General features: G+C 64.3%; 15 protein-coding genes. 1 reads left to right on the top strand and 14 read right to left on the bottom strand.

What is annotated here, in order from left to right; genetic code table 11:
* The first annotated feature begins 74 nt into the window (after positions 1–74).
* Positions 75–2429: a vitamin B12-dependent ribonucleotide reductase gene (locus tag WMO64_RS04375; protein WP_435412049.1), complete on the top strand. Its 2355-nt coding sequence runs from the start codon at positions 75–77 to the stop codon at positions 2427–2429.
* Positions 2430–2494: 65 nt separating this feature from the next.
* On the opposite strand, the gene rpiB is transcribed toward WMO64_RS04375, so the two are convergent.
* The 14 genes from rpiB to glgA all read right to left on the bottom strand — a co-directional run bounded on the left by rpiB (position 2495) and on the right by glgA (position 20630).
* On the bottom strand, positions 2495–2932 hold the full coding sequence (gene rpiB / locus WMO64_RS04380) for a ribose 5-phosphate isomerase B (RefSeq protein WP_349231135.1): 438 nt from the start codon (positions 2930–2932) through the stop codon (positions 2495–2497).
* 18 nt (positions 2933–2950) lie between these two features.
* Entirely contained in the window at positions 2951–3757 is an 807-nt protein-coding gene (locus tag WMO64_RS04385; RefSeq protein WP_294521648.1) for a PHP domain-containing protein, read from the bottom strand.
* Positions 3758–3768: 11 nt separating this feature from the next.
* Positions 3769–5985, bottom strand: coding sequence for a phospholipid carrier-dependent glycosyltransferase (locus tag WMO64_RS04390; RefSeq protein ID WP_349231136.1), 2217 nt, complete (start codon positions 5983–5985; stop codon positions 3769–3771).
* 162 nt (positions 5986–6147) lie between these two features.
* Entirely contained in the window at positions 6148–7314 is a 1167-nt protein-coding gene (gene dnaJ, locus WMO64_RS04395) for a molecular chaperone DnaJ (protein WP_294521652.1), read from the bottom strand.
* Positions 7315–7379: 65 nt separating this feature from the next.
* Positions 7380–9251 carry a molecular chaperone DnaK gene (gene dnaK, locus WMO64_RS04400; protein WP_349231137.1) on the bottom strand — a complete coding sequence of 624 codons (1872 nt, stop codon included), beginning with the start codon at positions 9249–9251 and terminating at the stop codon, positions 7380–7382.
* 187 nt (positions 9252–9438) lie between these two features.
* Positions 9439–10005, bottom strand: coding sequence for a nucleotide exchange factor GrpE (gene grpE, locus WMO64_RS04405; protein WP_294521657.1), 567 nt, complete (start codon positions 10003–10005; stop codon positions 9439–9441).
* Positions 10006–10022: 17 nt separating this feature from the next.
* Positions 10023–11084 carry a heat-inducible transcriptional repressor HrcA gene (hrcA, locus tag WMO64_RS04410; protein WP_349231138.1) on the bottom strand — a complete coding sequence of 354 codons (1062 nt, stop codon included), beginning with the start codon at positions 11082–11084 and terminating at the stop codon, positions 10023–10025.
* 234 nt (positions 11085–11318) lie between these two features.
* On the bottom strand, positions 11319–12077 hold the full coding sequence (locus WMO64_RS04415) for an MBL fold metallo-hydrolase (protein ID WP_349231139.1): 759 nt from the start codon (positions 12075–12077) through the stop codon (positions 11319–11321).
* 37 nt (positions 12078–12114) lie between these two features.
* Positions 12115–13515, bottom strand: a complete 1401-nt coding sequence (locus tag WMO64_RS04420) for an MATE family efflux transporter (RefSeq protein ID WP_349231140.1) — start codon at positions 13513–13515, stop codon at positions 12115–12117.
* 22 nt (positions 13516–13537) lie between these two features.
* Positions 13538–14674 (bottom strand): cysteine desulfurase family protein, encoded by a 1137-nt coding sequence (locus WMO64_RS04425; protein WP_349231141.1) that lies wholly within the window; start codon positions 14672–14674, stop codon positions 13538–13540.
* Between the two features lie 109 nt (positions 14675–14783).
* Positions 14784–15998, bottom strand: coding sequence for a hypothetical protein (locus WMO64_RS04430; protein ID WP_349231142.1), 1215 nt, complete (start codon positions 15996–15998; stop codon positions 14784–14786).
* On the bottom strand, positions 15985–16488 hold the full coding sequence (locus tag WMO64_RS04435) for an RNA polymerase sigma factor (protein ID WP_349231143.1): 504 nt from the start codon (positions 16486–16488) through the stop codon (positions 15985–15987). Before WMO64_RS04435 ends, WMO64_RS04430 begins: the two co-directional genes overlap by 14 nt.
* 123 nt (positions 16489–16611) lie before the next feature.
* A complete protein-coding gene (locus tag WMO64_RS04440) occupies positions 16612–19050 on the bottom strand; it encodes a glycogen/starch/alpha-glucan phosphorylase (protein WP_349231144.1) in 2439 nt (812 codons plus the stop codon).
* A 140-nt stretch (positions 19051–19190) separates the two neighbouring features.
* A complete protein-coding gene (gene glgA / locus WMO64_RS04445) occupies positions 19191–20630 on the bottom strand; it encodes a glycogen synthase GlgA (protein WP_349231145.1) in 1440 nt (479 codons plus the stop codon).
* Between the last annotated feature and the right edge of the window lie 83 nt (positions 20631–20713).

Here is a 20713-nt window from a genome sequence, read left to right on the forward strand (position 1 = left end):
GGTCTTGCTTTGGCCGGAAACAGGGGCCCACGCCCCGGCGGCCTATAAACCTACCGGAAGAAAGGAAGAACGACATGGCGATTTCCGAGAACGCAAGAGCCGTGCTGGAGAAGCGATATCTGATCCGCGACGAGAAGGGGGAGCCCACCGAGACGGTGGAGGAGCTGTTCCACCGGGTGGCCAACGCCATCGCGGCGGCGGACGCCTCCTTTGACCCCAAGGCCGACGTGGCCGCCACCGCCCGGTGCTTCTACGACATGATGACCGGGCTGGATTTCCTGCCCAACTCCCCCACCCTGATGAACGCCGGCCGCCCTCTGGGCCAGCTGTCCGCCTGCTTTGTCCTCCCCGTGGGGGACTCCATGGAGGAGATCTTTGACGCCATCAAGAACGCCGCCCTCATCCACAAGTCCGGCGGCGGCACCGGCTTCTCCTTCTCCCGGCTGCGTCCCCGTGGCTCCACCGTCAACTCCACCGGCGGCGTGGCCAGCGGCCCCATCTCCTTCATGAAGGTGTTCAACGCCGCCACCGAGGCGGTGAAGCAGGGCGGCACCCGCCGGGGCGCCAACATGGGCATCCTCCGGGTGGACCACCCCGACATCCTGGACTTCATCACCTGCAAGAACGACACCAAGGAGATCACCAACTTCAATATCTCCGTGGGCATCACCGAGAAGTTCATGCAGGCCGTGGAGAACGGGGGAAGCTACGAGCTGGTGGACCCCGCCTCCCACAAGGTGACCGGCACCCTCAGCGCCCGGGAGGTCTTTGACAAGATCGTCTCCTCCGCCTGGCAGACCGGCGAGCCCGGCATCATCTTCCTGGACCGGCTCAACCGGGACAACCCCTGCCCCCAGCAGGGCGAGATCGAGTCCACCAACCCCTGCGGCGAGCAGCCCCTGCTGCCCTACGAGGCCTGCAATCTGGGCTCCATCAACCTGGTGACCCACCTGAAGGAGGAGGACGGCCGCTGGGTGCTGGACAAGGACAAGCTGACCACCACCATCCGCAATGCAGTCCACTTCCTGGACAACGTCATTGAGGTCAACAAGTACCCCCTGCCCGAGATCGACGCCATGACCCGCTCCACCCGGAAGATCGGCCTGGGCGTCATGGGCTTTGCCGACATGCTGCTCTACATGGGCATCCCCTACAACAGCGACCAGGGCGTGGCCATGGCCCGGGAGGTCATGGAGCTGGTGAACACCATCGGCCACGAGGAGAGCCAGGCCCTGGCCCAGGTCCGGGGCGCCTTCCCCCTGTTCAGCGAGAGCACCTACCGCAACGGCAAGCCCCTCCGCAACGCCACCGTCACCACCATCGCCCCCACCGGCACCCTGTCCATCATCGCCGGCGTGTCCTCCGGCGTGGAGCCCGTGTTTGCCTACGCCTATATCCGCAACGTGATGGACAACACCCACCTGATCGAGACCAACCAGATCCTCAAGAACGTGCTGGTCTCCCGGGGCCTCTACTCCGACGCGCTGATGCGCCAGATCGTGGAGCAGGGCAGCCTGGCCCACGTGGACGGCATCCCCGAGGACATCAAGCGGGTCTTTGTCTGCGCCCACGACGTGTCCCCCATCTGGCACGTGAAGATGCAGGCCGCCTTCCAGGCCTATACCGACAACGCCGTCAGCAAGACGGTGAACTTCCCCAACTCCGCCACCAAGGAGGAGGTGGCCGAGGTGTATACCCTGGCCTACAAGCTGGGCTGCAAGGGCACCACCATCTACCGGGACGGCAGCCGTGACGAGCAGGTGCTCAACATCGGCAAGGTCAACGACGGCAAGGACAAGGCGGAGAAGAAGGACACCACCGGCGACCCCATGGTGGACGCCGTGCTGGAGGCCAGCTGTGACGGTGCCGCCTGCGTCATGAAGACCAGCGCCTACGGCACCATCCTGCCCCGTCCCCGTCCCGCCGTCACCAGCGGCTTTACCGAGAAGGTGAAGATCGGCTGCGGCAACCTGTATATCACCGTCAACTACGATGAGACCGGCATCTGCGAGGTGTTCACCAACACCGGCCGGGCCGGCGGCTGTCCCAGCCAGAGTGAGGCCACCGCCCGTCTGGTGAGCGTGGGTATCCGCTCCGGCATGGACCCCAAGGAGATCATCCAGCAGCTCAAGGGCATTCGCTGCCCCTCCTGCCTGCGCCAGCCCGGCGTGCCCGTCACCTCCTGCCCCGACGCCATCGCCAAGTCCATCGAGAAGGTCATCAAGGCCACCCACGACGGCAACAAGCCCCAGCCCACCGTCTCCGCGTCCGCCAAGGCGTCTGCGCCCCGCGCCAAGGGCCCGGTGAACCCCAATATGACCCCCGCTGAGGCCAAGCTGGCCAAGTTCTGCCCCGAGTGCGGCAGCAAGCTGGAGCATGAGGGCGGCTGCGTCACCTGCCGCAACTGCGGATACTCCAAGTGCGGCTGATAAGAGTATAAAAAATCAGGCATTGCCGGAAGGCAATGCCTGATTTTTTATGGCGTGGAAGGGGCTCAGTTCTCCAGGGCCATGATCTTGTTCACCCGGCGCTCATGGCGGCCGCCCTCGAACTGGGTGTCCAGGAAGGCGGCCACGATGTGGTCGGCCTCAAAGGGGCCGGTGAAGCCGCCGGCCAGGGCCAGCATGTTGGCGTTGTTGTGCTGGCGGGTGAGCTGGGCGGAGAGCACGTCCCGGCACAGGGCGCAGCGGATGCCCTTGATCTTGTTGGCGGTGATGGAGATGCCGATGCCGGTGGTGCACACGACGATGCCCTTCTCGCACTCGCCGGATGCCACCGCCTTGGCGGCGGCGGCGCCGAAGTCAGGGTAGTCGCAACTCTCCGTGCTGTTGCAGCCGAAGTCCTTCCAGGCAATGCCGCGGCTGTCCAGGTAGGTCTTGATGTGTTCCTTGAGCGCAAAGCCGCCGTGATCGGAACCAAGTGCAATCGTCATAACAGGTACCTCCGTTTTTTAAATAATGGGGATAAATTCCGGCTTTCTCCGCCGGAATACGGTCACATAGCGGAACCCGGCCTCCCGCAGCAGCTCAAAGGCCTGGGGGACCCCCTTGCCCACGTTGTCGGGGGCGTGGGCGTCGGAGCCCACGGTGACGATCTCGCCCCTCAGGGCGCGGTACCGCTTCAGCAGGGGCATCCAGTCCTCCAGCGTCCGGCCGCACCAGGTGTTGACCTCCATGCCCCTGCCCCGGCCGATGGCGGTGCGGAGCAGGGCGTCCAGACGGTCCTCGTAGCCCTCCAGGGTGACGGGGCCGTCGGCGGGCTTCATGTACCGCAGGGGGTAGATGATATGGGCCAGCACATCGTAGAAATCGGTCTCCGCCAGCAGGGCCAGAGAGGCAAAGTAGTCGTCCAGAGCCTCCCGGCAGGCGGCGGCGGTGGAGTAGTCGGCGTAGTAGAAGTCCACGCCGCCCCGCTCCGGGGACTGGTTGTGGACCGAACCCAGCACAAAGTCCAGCCGGGGCTGGGCACAGATGCGCTCCGCCACGGCGGGGTCCAGGTAGGGCATGCCCAGCTCCAGGCCCAGCCGGAGGGAGAAGCCCGTCCGGCTGTGGAAGCCGTCGGCGGCGTCGTATTCCGCCAGGGCCTTGTCCCAGTCGTAGGTGCGCACCGGGACGCCGTTCTCATCCAAAAAGTCGCAGTGGTCGGTGATGCACAGCTCATTGAGCCCACCGGCCACGGCGGCCTGGGCCATGTCGATCATGGGGAATTTTCCGTCAAAGGACACCAGACTGTGGGAGTGGTAGTCGGAGAGGAACACAGCGCACCTCCTCAGAAGGGCCACGCGCCGGGGATCCAGCGCAGGAAGTTGGTGGTGTACCAGATGGGGACCATGATGCCCACCAGCACGGGGTAGAAGGCGGCGTACAGGGCCACGGCGCCGCCGGTGGTGCCGTAGACCGCCGCCCGCCAGCCGGGCGCCCTGCGGCCCGCCAGGTCGTTGAACACATAGGCCAGGGCCAGCACCAGGAAGAGGATAGAGGGGAAGTAGTGGTAGGCGAAGGTGATGCGGCCGATGAACATCCAGGGCACCAGCTGGGACAGATAGCCGATGAGGATGAACATGGCCTTGGCCGAGTACCGGGGGAAGGCCCTGCTGGCCAGATAGCCCAGTACCCAGTAGATGAGCACCCCGCCCACCAGCAGGCACAGGTTGCGCAGCCGGACCAGATTGTCCAGCTCGGCGCTGAGCACCCCGTCCACGCCGATGACCGCACCGGCAGCCACCAGGCCGGACAGGAGGAAGAAGAGCATCTTGGAGCGGAACCGGCGGAAGGACTGGGCGGCGCAGGCGATCATGGCCAGCAGGCCGCCCCAGCACACGATGGGGTTGGAGAAGGCGCCGAAGGCGCACTTGAGGCCCTGGGACGCGCCGCTGGTGTTGTCCAGGTAGTAGAGGATGGGACGGCCGTCCACGATCCACTGATACCAGCGGGAGGAGTAGGGGTGGGGGGTGTGGACGCCCTCGTGGTAGGTGAGCATGTAGACCTGATTGTCCCACATGACCTTGATCAGGTTCTCCAGGCTGGTGTCCCCCTTGGCGGCGGCGTAGGGCAGGTAGGAGGCGGTGTAGATCACCGCCGGGATGAGCACAAAGCACAGCACGGAGAACAGCAGGGTCTTGACCAGCCAGGGGGCGAACCGGGGGGCGTCCTCGGCCTGGGGCCAGTCCCGCCACTTGAAGTAGAGCCCGATGAAGTAGAGCAGGGCCAGGCCCACTGCGCCGTAGATCACGGTCCACTTGCTGGCCGCGCCGATACCCCACATAAGGCCGGACAGGAACAGGGGCAGGGCCCCCTTGCGGAAGGAGGTGCCGGCGGGCAGGGTCAGGTACCGGTACATGAAGTAGTACATGGCCAGGATAAAGAACACGCCGTAGGTGTCGATGGTGGCGATGCGGGTCTGGGTCAGGTGCATGAAGTCAAAGGCGAAGAGAGCCGTGCCGCAGAAGGCCACCACCGTCTTGCCAAACAGGTTTTTCAGGAACACATAGAGCAGAGGCACCATGAGCACGCCGAAGAGGGCGCCCATGAACCGCCAGCCGAAGGGGGTCAGGCCGAACATGCGGATGCCCAGGCCGATGATCAGCTTGCCCAGAGGCGGGTGGGAGATCTCGTAGGGGTAGATGCCCCGGATGTGCTCGTAGGCGGTGCGGGGGTGGTAGATCTCGTCGAAGTAGGAGGAGTTGTACCAGGTGGGCATGGCGGGCACGGTGTCCCCCTCGTCAAACAGGGGGGAGGCGCCCTCGCCGGTGTAGGAGATGTTCCGCAGGGTGATGAGCGCTCCGTCGGTGTCGTACAGGGCCAGCTCGCCCAGCTCCAGCCACTGGTCCCCGCTGTCGGGGTTGCCGGTGAGGCGGAACATCCGCACCTCCAGGGACAGGGGATCGGGGCCCTCTCCGGTGCGCAGCACGGAGTTGTCGATCCACTTGAACAGGTCGGAGTACTTCTGGTGGAGGGCGGCGGAGGTGTTGCCGCTGTCCAGCCCGGCGGGCAGGGTGGAGCCGCTCTTGTTCTCCTTCCAGATCAGGCCGGAGACGTGGTTCTCCTCATCCTCGTAGGCGAGCAGGGTATACCAGGTCTCGCCGTCCGGGCTGGCCTCCAGGGTGTAGCTGCCGGTATTCAGGCCGGTGTAGTACATGACCCGGGAGATGGCGGTGGGCTCGGCCAGAGTGAAGGTGACGGTCTGACCGGCGGAGAGCTGGCAGAAGGACTGGGGGTTGGTAAAGGATCCCAGGTTCCAGAAGGCGGTGAAGGCGTACACCGCTGTCAGCAGCAGCAGGGGCAGGGCGTCCTTCCGCCGCATGGGGAACCGGCGGCGGGGAAAGGACAGGGGGCGGGGGGTGCGGCTGGCCGCGGTGACCCACTCCAGGGTGCCTGTCCGGGGGGACATGGCGTGGCGGTAGTAGCTCAGCAGGCAGAACATGGCGGCCAGGACCACGATGGGGAGCACCAGCGTGGGGGTGATATACTGCATGAGGTTCATCATGGCAGACCTCCGGAGACAGAATGGGCGGGGGTGGAGGACATCTCCGCCGTAGGGCATAACACAGAGTCATTCTACCATAGATCGGCGCAAAAAAATAGGGGACGGACCAAAGTCCGCCCTCTATTTTTTATGGCATATGCTCCGCACCGCAGGGGTGGGGGGTTATTTCTTCTTCCGCTTCTTGTCGAAGAAGCCCTTCAGGCCGTCTTCATGGTCCGCTGGAATCTCGCCCATGGCTTGGCCATAGGCGTGCAACGCCTCCTTCTGCTCCCGGCTCAGGTTCCTGGGGACCTGGACCTGGACCGTGACGAACTGGTCGCCGCGGCCTCTGCCGTTGATGGAGGGGATGCCCTTACCCCGCAGGCGGAAGGTGGTGCCCGGCTGGGTGCCCTCGGGCAGGGTCCACTTCACCTTGCCGTCAATGGTGGGGATCTCCAGCTCTGCGCCCAGGGTGGCCTGGAGGAAGGACACCGGCTGCTCCATGTAGACGGACGTGCCGTCCCGCTTGAAGAAGGCGTGGGGCCGGACGGTGACGCTGATGATCAGGTCTCCGGCAGGACCGCCGTTGCGGCCCGCGCCGCCCTGACCCCGCAGGGACACGGCCTGGCCGTTGTCGATGCCGGCGGGGATTTTTACGGTGATCTTGCGCTGCTTGCGCACCGAGCCGGAGCCGTTGCAGGTCTTGCAGGGCTGGTGGATGATCTTGCCCGTGCCGCCGCACTTGGGGCAGGTGGTGGTGGTGGCGAAGGTAAAGGCCCCGCCGCCCCGCTGGATGCGGACGGTGCCGGTGCCCCGGCAGTTGGGGCAGATCTCGGCGGTGGTGCCCGGCTCACAGCCGGTGCCGTGGCAGGTGTCGCAGGACTCCTCCCGGTTGAGGATGATCTCCTTCTCACAGCCGAAGGCAGCTTCCTCAAAGGTGATGGTCACACCGGCCCGCAGGGTGTCGCCCTTCATGGGGCCGTTGCGCCGGCTGCTGGAGGAGCCGCCGCCGAATCCGCCGCCGAAGAAGGAGCCGAAGATGTCGCCCAGGTCGATGTCCCCGAAGTCGGCGCCCGAGAAGCCGCCGAAGGGTCCTCCGGCTCCCGCGCCGAAGTTGGGGTCAACGCCGGCATGGCCGAACTGGTCGTACTTGGCCCGCTTGTCCTTGTCGGACAGGACCTCGTAGGCCTCGTTGACCTCCTTGAATTTGGCCTCGGCGGTCTTATCGCCGGGGTTCAGGTCCGGGTGGTATTGCTTGGCCAGCTTGCGGTAGGCCTTCTTGATCTCGTCGTCCGACGCACTCTTGGACACGCCCAGGACCTCATAATAATCCCGTTTCTGATCTGGCATGGGAGTTCACCTCTTTACGCGGGAAACGGCGGGGGACAAGCCCCCGCCTGATATCCCAGTTGAAATTACTTATTGTTGTCGTCGTCCACGACCTTGTAGTCGGCGTCCACCACGTTGGGGTCGCCGTTATCGCTCTGGCCGGCCTGAGCGCCGCCGAAGCCCGCGCCGCCCATGTCGGGGCCGGGGCCGGCCTGCTGGCCGCCAGCCTGGCTGTACAGCTTCTCGCTGATGGGGTAGAAGGCCTTGCCCAGCTCCTCGGTGGCGGTCTTGATGGCGTTGGTGTCGGTGCCCTTCAGAGCGTCCTTCAGCTTGTTCAGAGCGGCGTCCAGGGTGTTCTTGTCCTCGGCGGACAGCTTATCCTTCAGGTCCTCCATGACCTTCTCGGTCTGGTACACCATCTGGTCGCCCTGGTTGCGCACGTCCACCTCTTCCTTCCGCTTGGCGTCCTCAGCGGCGAACTGCTCGGCCTCGCGGACGGCCTTGTCGATGTCCTCCTTGGACATGTTGGTGGAGGAGGTGATGGTGATGTGCTGCTCCTTGCCGGTGCCCAGGTCCTTGGCGGACACGTTCACAATGCCGTTGGCGTCGATGTCGAAGGTGACCTCGATCTGAGGCACGCCGCGGCGGGCGGGAGCGATGCCGTCCAGGTTGAAGCGGCCCAGGGTCTTGTTGTACTGGGCCATCTCACGCTCGCCCTGGAGCACGTGGACCTCCACGGAGGTCTGGTTGTCGGCGGCGGTGGTGAAGATCTGGCTCTTCTTGGCGGGGATGGTGGTGTTGCGCTCGATGAGCTTGGTCATCACGCCGCCCATGGTCTCGATGCCCAGGGACAGGGGGGTGACATCCAGCAGCAACAGGCCCTTCACGTCGCCCACCAGCACGCCGCCCTGGATGGCGGCGCCCATGGCCACGCACTCATCGGGGTTGATGCCCTTGAAGCCCTCCTTGCCGGTGAGCTTCTTGACCATGTCCTGCACGGCGGGGATACGGGTGGAGCCGCCCACCAGCAGGACCTTGGACAGGTCGGAGGAGGACAGGCCGGCGTCGCTCATAGCCTGACGGACAGGACCGGCGGTCCGCTCCACCAGGTCGGCGGTCAGCTGATCGAACTTGGCCCGGGTCAGGGTCAGGTCCAGGTGCTTGGGGCCGGTGGCGTCGGCGGTGATATAGGGCAGGTTGATGGCGGTGGAGGTGACGCCGGACAGCTCGATCTTGGCCTTCTCGGCGGCCTCCTTCAGGCGCTGCATGGCCACCTTATCGCCGGACAGGTCGATGCCGGACTCCTTCTTGAACTCGTCCACCATCCAGTTCATGATGTGCTGATCGAAGTCATCGCCGCCAAGGTGGGTGTCGCCGGAGGTAGCCAGAACCTCGATGACGCCGTCGCCGATCTCCAGGATGGACACATCGAAGGTGCCGCCGCCCAGATCGTAGACCATGATCTTCTGGTCCTGCTTCTCCTTATCGATGCCGTAGGCCACGGAAGCGGCGGTAGGCTCGTTGATGATACGCTTCACGTCCAGACCGGCGATGCGGCCGGCGTCCTTGGTGGCCTGACGCTGGGAGTCGGAGAAGTAAGCGGGGACGGTGATGACCGCCTCGGTGACGGTCTCGCCCAGATAGGCCTCGGCGTCCGCCTTCAGCTTCTGAAGGATCATGGCGCTGATCTCCTGGGGGGTGTACTTCTTGCCGTCAATGTCCACCTTGTAGTCGGTGCCCATGTGGCGCTTGATGGACATCACGGTGCGGTCGGGGTTGGTGATGGCCTGGCGCTTAGCCACCTGGCCCACCATACGCTCGCCGTCCTTGGAGAAGGCGACGACAGAGGGGGTGGTGCGGTTTCCTTCCGCGTTGGGGATGACGACGGCCTCGCCGCCCTCCATGACGGAGACGCAGCTGTTGGTTGTACCAAGGTCGATACCAATAATCTTAGACATAGTGTTTTTCCTCCAATATATCGAAATTGTTTTTTAACGAGTGGAATGGGTGGTGTCACGCTTCGCCTGTTCGCGACACCCGGCTTCCCTGCGGCTCAGGCTTGAAACAGGCCCGCTGTGCGGCCCTTCGGTTTCGCGCCCTCGCTCCGGTCCATCCGGGCTGCTCACGACGGCTCAGCGCTTCTCTTTAATTCGCCACTTTTACCATAGCGAACCGGACCACCTTGTCGCCGGACTTGAAGCCGGCCTGGAACACATCCACAATGGTGTTTTCGCCCACGGAGTCATCCTCCACGTGCATCACCGCGTTGTGGAGATTGGGGTCAAAGGGCTGACCCAGGGCGGGGATCTCCTCCACGCCCAGCTTCTTGAGGATGTCGCGCAGCTGGGTCATGGTCATCTCCACGCCCTTTTTGAAGGCCTCGTCGGCGGTGTCCTGCTTGAGGGCCCGCTCCAGATTGTCGTACACCGGGAGGAAGGCCAGCACGGTCTCCGACTTGGCGTCGTTCCATGCCGATTCCTTTTCCTTCTGGCTGCGGCGGCGGTAGTTGTCGTACTCGGCGGCCAGGCGGAGGAACTGGTCCTCCTTCTCCTTCAGGGCGGCCATAGCCTTTTCGGCGGACTCCAGAGCGGCGGTCAGCTGGGCGCTGTCGGGGGCGTCAGCCGTTCCGGCCTGGGACACGGCCTCCTCCTGGGGGGCCTGGGGGGTCTCCTGCTGGGAGACGGGCTCCTTTTCCTTATCCTTTTTACTCATAGCTTATGTGCTCACTCCTATTTCTTGCCGTCATGGTTCTCTTCCACGGGGGGAAGCTCGCTCTGTCCGAACAGCTTGGAAAGGCCCTGGGCCAGATAGGACAGGCGGGCGGTGATTTTGGCGTAATCCATACGGGTGGGACCCACCACGCCGATGACGCCCCGCATCCCTTCGCCGATGTCATAGCTGGCCACCACCACGCTGGTGTCCTTCAGGGCGTCGGCTACGTTTTCCGGGCCGATGAGGATGCTCATGGGGTTGTCCTTGGGGACGGGGAAGCGGCTGGGGTCGTTGTCCTCGGAGAGGTAGCTCATCAGAGTCTGGGCCTTCTCCAGGCTGCGGTATTCGGGGTGCTCGAGGAGATGGGCGATGCCCGCCGTGTGCACCTTCCGGTGCTCCAGCTCCTCCAGGACCTCGATGGCAAAGGAGACCACCAGGCTGATCAGCCCGTAGGAGTCGCCGGCGGCGTGCTGGGCCACCCGCATCAGCTCGGGGGTGATCTCCTCCAGGGTGAGTCCGGTAAAGGTGGTGTTGAGCAGGGTGTTGAGCAGCTGGAGCTGGGGCTCGCTCAGATCAGTAGGCAGCCGCACCAGCCGGTTGCGGACCACGTTGGTGTCCGTCATCACCACGATGATAAAGGCGCTGCGCTCCACCATCAGCAGGTCGAACCGCTTGATGGTCACCCGCTCCATGCCCGAGGAGAGGGCGAAGGCGGGGTACTGGGTCAGCTGGGAGACGATCCGTCCCGCCTGGTCGATGACCCGGTCCAGCTCCTGCATCTTCATCCGCAGGGCCTGGTTGATCCGCTGGGTCTCCTGGACGGAGAGGCGGTAGTCGTCCATCAGCTCGTTGACGTAGAGCCGGTAGCCCTTGGGGGAGGGGATGCGCCCGGAGGAGGTGTGGGGCTGCTCCAGGTAGCCCATGGCCTCCAGGTCGGCCATCTCGTTGCGGACGGTGGCGGAGGAGACATCCAGTCCGGAGGACTCGGCGATGGTCTTGGAGCCCACCGGCTCCGCCGATTCGATATAGTTATCAATGATAGCCCGCAGAATGCGTTTCTTTCGGTCTGTCAGATCCATCGTGCTGCCTCCCTTCTTGTTTTAGCACTCATACTTCCTGAGTGCTAACGTAAATGTACCACCATCCCCCGATATTGTCAATAGGTTGGTTGTAAATGATTTGTGAACAGAAAAAATTTGGGAACAGGGAAAGCAGATGGGAGGAAAGATTGCTAAGAACCGGCGGAGAAGGGAAAAAGACCGCCGCAGCAGAGGCGGAAGTTCCGTCCCTGCCGCGGCGGCAGATGGGGCGATTCAGAATTCCAGGGTCAGGCCGGTCCGGAGATAGGTCAGTTTTTCCCCCAGCTCCTCCTGGAGCAGGGCAAAGGCGGGGCCGCCGGTGCAGTGGCCGGTGTACACCTGTGCCACACCCAGCTCGTCGGTGAGCCAGTGGGCCAGGTTGCGGACAATGCCGGGGGCCACCCCCAGGGTGGCGGTGCCGCCGCTGCCCATCAGGTGGAACCCGCCCAGAATGGCGTACACCCGCTCTCCGGGGAAGCGGGACAGGATATCCTTTACAATATACCCGGCCCCGGCGTGACAGCAGGAGTTCATGACCACCAGGCCCTTGGCCGTCTCGGCCACCAGGGACTGCTCGTGCTCCACCGCGTCGGGGATGAGGTGGAGTCCGGGCAGCAGGTCCCGGGGTCCGTCGGCCAGGTCGAAGCGGTGCCGGAACTGTTCGATGAGGGCGGGGCTCACCCCGTCGTAGCTGCCGTCCTTCTCCCGGTACCGGGGCAGCAGGGCGGCGGGCCGGGCGTACACCGGTGCGGTGGCGTTGCAGGCGAAAAAGGCGGCCAGGCCGTCGGCGTGGTCCCAGTGGCCGTGGGAGAGGGCGGCCTTTTCCACGGCGGACAGGTCCACGCCAAGGGCGGCGGCGTTCTCCGTGAACCGGCCGGAGGAGCCCGCGTCCAGCAGGACGCTGTGGCCCTCATAGGACAGGTGGAGGGACAGGCCGTGCTCGTGGAGCAGGCAGTCGGGGGAGGTGTTTTCCATCAGGACGGTGACCTTCATGGGGAGCTCCTTTCCGCCGGGCGGCCCGGCACGAGAATCATTCCGGCGATTTCCGGTAGCTGACCTGGGTCACGTCGTGGATCCAGGCCCCCGAGCGGAACCGCCAAAGGCCGATGAAGAATTTCAGCACGTTTTCCAGGGAGATGCCCAGATAGACCCAGAAGATGTCCAGCTTGAGCACCAGCCCGAAGAGTGCGGACAGGGGCAGGGCGAAGCACCAGAGAGGGAGCAGGTCGTTGAGGGTGGCGGCCCGCACGTCGCCGCCGCCCCGGAGCACGCCCACGATGTTGGTGGTGTTGAAGGAGCGGACGGACAGGAAGGCGAAGGTGACCAGCAGCATCATGGTGGCGATGCTCTGGGCCTCTCTGGACAGGCCGAAGTTGGGGTACACCACCGGGCTGATGAAGAACAGGGTGCCCAGGATGCCCAGCACGCTCACCACCAGCCCGGAGAGAAAGGCCAGGGTGTTCAGGGTGCGGCCGGTGTCGTAGACCGTGTCCATCCGGCCGGCGCCGATTTCGCGGCCGATGATGATGGCCGCCGTGCCCGCGGTGGCAAAGACGATGACCGTGCACACCTTTTCAATGTTGCCCGAGATGGCGTAGGCCGCCAGAATCTCGGTGGAGCCCTCCATATAGCCCATGATGGTGGGGTAGAGGGCGGTGCCCAGGCCCCAGAGGGTCTCGTTGAGCACCACCGGGGTGGAGTACCGAATGTACCGGGCCAGCAGCTCCCGGCCGGGGCGGAACACCAGGGCGGGTTTGAAGGGGAAGCGGCGGCTGCGGGCGGCGTAGGTCACCATGACGGCAAATTCCAGCATCCGGGCCAGCAGGGTGCCCACGGCGGCGCCCACCACGCCCAGCCGGGGCGCGCCCAGGTTGCCGAAGATGAACACCCAGTTGAGAAAGGTGTTGGACACCATGGACACGCCCAGCACGCACAGGCCCAGCTTGGGGTTTTCCATGGACCGGTGGGCCCCCAGGTAGACCTGGGTGATGGAGTTGAACACGTAGGAGAAGCCCACCACCCGGCCGTACCCCGCCGCCAGCTCCACCACCTCCCGGTTGTTGGAGAACAGGCCCAGGAATTCCACCGGGAAGCAGTACATCACCAGGGCGAAGAGCAGGGTGATGCTGCCGGCTGCGTAGAAGCCGATGCCGATGACCCGGTTGATGGAGTCGGTGTCCCCCTTGCCCCAGAACTGGCTGATGAGCACGGAGGCCCCGCTCTGGAGGCCGAAAATGAGCAGCAGGATGACGAAGATGGGGATGTTGGCCAGGGTCACCGCCGCCATGGGGGCGTCTCCGGGCAGGGAGCCCACCATAAAGGTGTCCACCAGTGCCAGGGACTCAGTGATAAGATTCTGAAAGACAATGGGCAGGGCCAGCCGGACCACGTCACGGTAGAAGGCCCCGCCCCGGTTCATGTAGGAGAGCATAGCCACCTCTCTTTATCCCGTCTCAGGACAGGGTGGTAAACAGGGTGTCCCGGGCCTTGACCAGGGCCTCCCGCAGGCCGTCCACGTCCTCCCTGGTGCTGTCCGGGGAGAAGGACACCCGGAAAGCCCCGTCCATCTCGTTCTTGGGCAGGCCCATGGCGGCGAACACATGGCTGGGCTTGCCCCGGTGGCAGGCCGACCCGGCGGACACGCACACACCCATGTCCCCCAGCACCCGCACCAGCACCTCACTCTTGTAGCCGGGCAGGGTGAAGCAGAGAATGTGGGGGGCCTCCCCCTCGCCCACCCGCTTCAGCTCCGGAATGGCCGCCGGAAGCGACTCCAGCGCGTATTCTTTCAGCTCTTTCATACGGGCGGTATAGGAGTTCATCTCCCGCTTGCCCAACGCGCAGGCGGCGGCAAAGGCGGCGGTCTGGGCGGTGGCCTCGGTGCCGGGGCGCATGCCCTCCTCCTGGCCGCCGCCCAGCATCAGGGGCGGGAACCGGAGGCCCTTGCGGATGTACAGGGCGCCCACGCCCTTGGGGGCCCGGATCTTGTGGCCCGAGATGGTGAGCAGGTCCACCCCCAGGGCCTTGGGGGTGAAGGGGATTTTCAGAAAGGCCTGCACCGCGTCGGTGTGGAGCAGGGCAGGGGAGCCGGCGGCCTTGATGGCCCGGGCGGCCTGGGCTACGGGCTGGATGGTGCCCACCTCATTGTTCACCAGCATCATGGACACCAGTACCGTGTCCGGCCGGAGGGCGGCGGTCAGCTCGTCCATGGAGATGTGGCCGGTCTTGTCCGGCTTGAGCCAGGTGACCTCATACCCCTCCCGCTCCAGGGCCTTGCAGGGCTCCAGCACGGCGGAGTGCTCAAAGGCGGTGGTGATGATGTGCTTTCCCTTCCGCTTGCCCAGCTCCACGGCGCCGCGGATGGCCCAGTTGTCCCCCTCGGTGCCGCAGGAGGTGAAAAAGATCTCCTCCGCCGCGCAGCCCAGGGCGGCGGCCACCTGACTGCGCTGATCCTTGAGTCGCTTGGCGGCCTCACGGCCCAGGGGATAGCGGGAAGAGGGGTTGCCGTACTGCTCCGTCATGGCCTCCAGCGCGGCCTGGGCGGCCTGGGGACACACCCGGGTGGTGGCGGCATTGTCCAGATAAATCAAAGAAATTCGCTCCTTAGTCTCACAATTTCCCCTCAATTCTAATTCGGAACCAGTATAAAGTCAAGCGGGGCGGCCTGACAGAAAGGCCGCCCCGCTTGGGGGAGTGAAATCAGGTGTTGGGCATGTACTGCACGTCCAGCTCCTCCAGGTATTCGTCCACCACAGCAGGGACGTAGGCCACGCTGACGCTGGAGAAGGACTCCGGGTCGGGGGCATCGGACATGACATCAGTCTCATCCCAGTAGTCCTGGGTGTAGGTGATGCAATAGGCGGGCTGGATGTAGGGCTGATAGCTCTGGTTCATATACACCAGCTCCACATGGAGGATTTGGGCATTGGCGCCGTCGGTGGGGGCGTCCATGCCCAGATAATCCCCGGCGCGGAAGTCTGCCACCGCCTCCTCTGCCGTACGGATGGGGTAGAGCACACCCTCTTCCGTGGGCCAGCAGGGGAGGTGGAAGGCGGACATGCCGCCATCCGACTCGTGCCAAAATGTATCCCCGATGCGGTTGAAGCAGTAGTCCAGCAGCTGGTCGGTAAGGGAGTCCTCCAGGTCATGGTGGAACCAGAAGAAATTCTGGCTCTGCTCGCCGTAGATATTGTAATGGGTGGTGACCTCCAGGACGGGGCTGTCAAATCCGGCCAGGGGGGCCAGCTGCTCCCGCAGCAGCGGGGCAGCTTTTTCCAGGGTGTCCGCCCAGGCGGGGAGGGGCAGGTCCTCCGGCAGCCAGACGTGGCAGCTGATGAGATTTTCCATACTCATCCGTCCGCCATCAGCCATATGCGCGGAGAAGAAGCGGTAGGGTGAGCCGGTTTCCGGGCCGTAGCTCTCATAATCGGTGATCTCCGTTCCCAGGGCGGCGGCGACATTTTGGGCGAAGCGAAGCTGTTCCTCCTGGCTGGGGATGGGATTTTTGTATACAGGCAACTCTTTTATACTGTCCGTATTGTCCAGGGTGGGATTGACGCCCGTCATCTCCTCCAGGTCATGTACCATAAAGGAGCCCTGGGTGTCATCCGAGCCGCCCATACCCATGCCCACCGGGGCGGACCAGGAGATTTTCTCCAGGGTCTGGGCGGAGGTGTAGCCCGGGTCCTGGCTGACCGTGCCGCCGGGGAAGGTGCGGGGCGTGGGTCCGGAGAACCAGCGCCAGCCCAGTCCGGCGGCAATCACCAGAGCGGCGCAGGCGGCCAGGATGGGGAGCGTCCGGCGTCTGGCCGGGCGGGGGGAGGCGGATTCCATGGCGGCCAGGGTGCGCTCCCGCCAGTCCTCCCCAGGCGTGAGGGAGGACAGGGACTGCCGGTAAAGTTCAGCGTTGGTCATGGTCAAATTCCTCCTTCAGCAGATCGCGCAGCAGCTTTCTGGCCCGCATGAGCCGGGAGAGCACCGTGCCCCTGGGGCAGCCCAGCAGGACGGCGATCTCCTCTGCCGTGTACCCCTCTACATAGTGGAGGTATACGGCGGTACGGTACTTCTCCGGCAGCCGGCCCACGGCGGAGAGCACCGCTCCGGCCTGGGGCGGCTCCCCGGCGGGTGGGGTCCAGTCCGGGTCCAGGGGGACGGTGCGCCGCTTCCAGGCGGAGGCGGCCAGGTTTTTACAGCGGTGGGAGGTGGTGCGGATGAGCCAGGCACGGAGATGGGTCTCATCCCGGAAGGAAGGGCTGGACCGGACCAGGGCAACAAAGACCTCCTGGGCCGCGTCCTCGGCGTCCTGCCGGTTGCCCAGGGACTGCCAGGCCAGACGGAAGACCAGGGGGCTGTACCGGTCCAGAACCTCCTCCCAGGAGAGAGGGGAACCTTGCAGGGTGAGCATAGCGTTTCAACTCCCTTCTACCTATAAAACAGCGTGGGAGGAGATTTGATTGCGTGGAAGGGAAAAAAACGAAAAACCGCCCGCCCCTCGGAGAGGGACGGGCGGCTGAGGGGACTGGTTATATTACAGCTCCCGGGTGGGGACATGCCAGATGTTCTCGGCATAGTCCCGGATGGAGCGGTCGGCGGCGAAGATACCGGACCGGGCGATATTGATGAGGGACATCCGGTTCCAGGCCTTCTGGTCCAGATAGGCCTTGCCGGCCCGCTCGTGGGCGGCACGGTAGCTCTCAAAGTCGGCCAGCAGCAGGTACTCGTCGGGGGCGCTGCCGTTCTGACCGAAGAGGAGCCGGTTGGTCAGGTCGGTGTAGCTGACGCCGTCGTTGAAGCCGCGGGCAATCTGGTCCAGCACGGCCTTCATGCTGGGGGAGCCCACATAGTACTCGTAGGGCTTGTAGCCCCGGCGCTTGAGCTCCACCACCTCGTCGGCCTTCAGACCGAAGAGGAAGATGTTCTCGTCGCCCAGACGGTCGTGCATCTCCACGTTGGCGCCGTCCAGGGTGCCGATGGTCAGGGCGCCGTTCATCATGAACTTCATGTTGCCGGTGCCGCTGGCCTCCTTGCCGGCGGTGGAGATCTGCTCGCTCAGCTCGCTGGCGGGCATGAGCCGCTCGGCCAGGCTGACCCGGTAGTTCTCCAGGAACACCACCTGCAGCCGGTCCTTGCAGACCGGGTCGGCGTTGATGGTGGCGGACAGGGAGTTGATGAGGTGGACGATCTCCTTGGCCACATAGTAGCCGGGAGCCGCCTTGGCGCCGAAGAGGTACACACGGGGGGTGAAGGTGAAGTGGGGGTCGCTCTTCAGACGCTGGTACAGGTAGATAATGTGCATCACGTTGAGCAGCTGGCGCTTGTACTCGTGCAGCCGCTTCACCTGCACATCAAAGATGGCGTCGGTGTTCAGGATGATGCCGCTCTCCTTGGCCACGTAGGAGGCGAAGGCCTGCTTGTTCTCCGCCTTGATCTTGCCCAGGCGGGTGAGCACGCCGGCGTCGTCCTTGTACTTCTCCAGCTTCTTCAGGGCCTCGGGCTGGAGCAGGTAGTCATCCCCGCCGGTGCACTCCTTGATGAGGGCGTCCAGCTTGGGGTTGCACTGGGACAGCCAGCGGCGGTGGTCAATGCCGTTGGTCACGTTCTGGAACTTCTCGGGGGTGATGGCGTAGATATCCCGGAACAGGTCCTTCTTCAGAATGTCGGAGTGGAGGGCGGACACGCCGTTGACCGCGTAGCAGGCGCACACGCACATGTTGGCCATGCGCACGTCGCCGCCCCAGACGATGGCGTTGCGCTCCACACGGCCCATATCGCCGTGGAAGGCCTCGGTGAGCTTCTGCTGCCAGCGGTTGGAGATCTCCACGATGATCTCCCACACGCGGGGCACCAGGGTCTGGACCAGCTCCTGGGGCCAGCGCTCCAGGGCCTCGATCATGACGGTGTGGTTGGTGTAGGCCACGGTGTGGGTGACGATATACCAGGCGTCGTCCCAGGTATAGCCTTCCTCATCCAGCAGGATCCGCATCAGTTCGGGGATCACCAGGGTGGGGTGGGTATCGTTGATCTGGATGACGTGCTTCTGGTGGAAGTTGTGCAGGGTGCCGTACTGAGCCCGGTGCTTGCGCACGATGGACTGGATGGTGGCGGAGACGAAGAAGTACTGCTGCTTCAGGCGCAGAGACTTGCCCTCGTAGTGGTTGTCGTCGGGGTAGAGGACCTTGGCGATGACCTCGGCCATGGCCTGCTGCTCCACCGCCTTCAGATACTCGCCGCGGGAGTAGAGGGACATATCCACGGGCACGGGGCTCTTGGCGTCCCACAGGCGCAGCACGTTCACGTGGTCGGTGCCGTAGCCGGCGATCTCCATGTCCTTGGGGATGGCCAGCACGTCGGTGCCGCCCTCGTAGGCCACGCGGTGGCGGCCGTTCTCATCCCAGTAGCCGGTGACCTTGCCGCCGAAGTGGACGGTCTCGGTCTCGTCGACCTTGGGGATGAGCCAGGCGTCGCCCAGGCCCAGCCAGTTGTCCGCCAGCTCCACCTGCTGGCCGTCCACGATCTTCTGCTTGAAAATACCCAGCTCATAGCAGATGGAGTAGCCGGTGGCGGGGATCTCCAGGGTGGTCATGGAGTCCAGGTAGCAGGCGGCCAGACGGCCCAGGCCGCCGTTGCCCAGGCCGGCGTCGGGCTCGGCCTCGAACAGGTCGGCGGCGGAGAAGCCCAGGGACTCGATGGCCTGGGTCAGGGGCTCCAGCACGCCCAGGTTATAGGCGTTCTTCATCAGGGACCGGCCCATGAGGAACTCCAGGGACAGATAGTGGACCTGACGGGCGTGGCTGTCCTTCACCCGGTCCTCGGTCTCCAGCTCGTGGGCGGACATGATATCCCGCAGCACCATGGCGCAGGCCTTGAACATCTGAGGAACAGTGGCCTCATCCACATCCCGGCCGAAGTTGCGGCGCAGCTTGCCGGTGATCAGGTTGGTCAATTCAGTTTTCGTATAGTTATGCAAGGGAACGCATCTCCTATAACATAAAATAGGCTGGGAAAACAGAATAGCTGCCTTGGTAGCAGCGCCCTATTTTACCACAAGGAGTTATTTAATGTCAACGCAACAGATGTAAAATCGGAGATTAAGACAAAAATAACAGCTTATTTTCCGGTAATCCAACCGTAAATCTCCAGGTACTCATCGGCGGACTTGTTCCAGGAGAAGTCTGCGGTCATGCCGGCGTGCATCAGACCGCGCCAGGCCTTGGGGTTGTTGTGGTACAGATCCACGGCCTCGTGGAGGACCCACATCATGTCGTGGGCGCTGATGTTGGCGAAGGTGAAGCCCCGGCCCTGGCCGGTGAACTTGTTGTAGGGCCACACGGTGTCCTTCAGGCCGCCGGTCTCCCGGACCACGGGCACGGTGCCGTACCGCATGGCGATCATCTGGGACAGGCCGCAGGGCTCGGCCTCGCTGGGCATGAGGAACAGGTCGGCGCCGCCGTAGATGGCGGTGGACAGGGAGGCGGAGTACATCATGTGGGCGGCGAAGCGGCCGGGATACTGGGCCGCTGCGTGGCGGAATGCCTCCTCATAGTTCCAGTCGCCGGTACCCAGCACCACCATCTGCACGTTGTGCATGCTCATGATGTCGTGGATGGAGGAGGTGACCAGGTCAAAGCCCTTGTGCTTGACCAGACGGGAGATGCAGGCGATGATGGGCGCATCCGGGTCCTGGTTCAGGCCGCAGGCCTGCTGCAGGGCGGCCTTGCAGGCCTGCTTGCCCGCCAGGTCGTCGGGATTGAAGGCGGCGGCCAGGCCGTTGCCGTTGGCGGGGTTGTAGAGCTCGGTGTCGATGCCGTTGAGGATGCCCCGGATCTTGTTCCGGTTGTCCGCGACGACGCCCTCCAGGCCGTGGGCGTAGAAGGCGTACTGGAGCTCCTGGGCGTAGGTGGGGGAGACGGTGGTGACATAGTCGGCGGCGTAGATGGCGCCCTTCATCAGGTTCACGTCTCCGTGGTACTCCAGCATATGCTCGTTGAAATAGCCCGGCGCCAGGCCCAGCAGATCCTTGAGCACCTGGCTGCCGTACCGGCCCTGGTACTCGATGTTGTGGATGGTGTACACGCTCTTGGCGCCCCGCAGCTCGGGCACCACGTGGCGCTCCTCCAGCAGGTAGATGGGCACCAGGGCGGTCTGCCAGTCGTTGCAGTGGATCACGTCGGGCCAGAAGCCTATGTGGCCGGGGGTCTCGATGATGGCGCGGGAGAAGAAGGCGAACCGCTCGCCGTCGTCGTAGTGGCCGTAGATCTGGGAGCGCTTGAAGTAGTACTCGTTGTCCACGAAGTAGTAGGTGACGCCGTCCCGCTGCAGCTCAAAGATGCCGCAGTAGGGGGTGCGCCAGGCCAGATGGACGTGGAAATTGCACAGGTAGGTCATCTGGCTGCGCCAGTCCTGGCTGATGCCCTCGTAGAGGGGCAGGATGACCCGTACGTCGTTGCCCATGGCGGCCAGGGCCTTGGGCAGGGAGCCGGCCACATCCGCCAGTCCGCCAGTTTTGATAAAGGGGGCTACCTCGGAGGAAGCAAAGAGGATATTCATATGGGAGCTCCTTTCAGAACCGGCCGCCGGGGAGGCCGGTGAATTTTATTTTGGGGAGGACGCGAGCGAGAGACGAAGCCTGT

This window comes from Pseudoflavonifractor intestinihominis, from assembly GCF_040096055.1.
Taxonomy (GTDB): Bacteria; Bacillota; Clostridia; order Oscillospirales; family Oscillospiraceae; genus Pseudoflavonifractor; species Pseudoflavonifractor intestinihominis.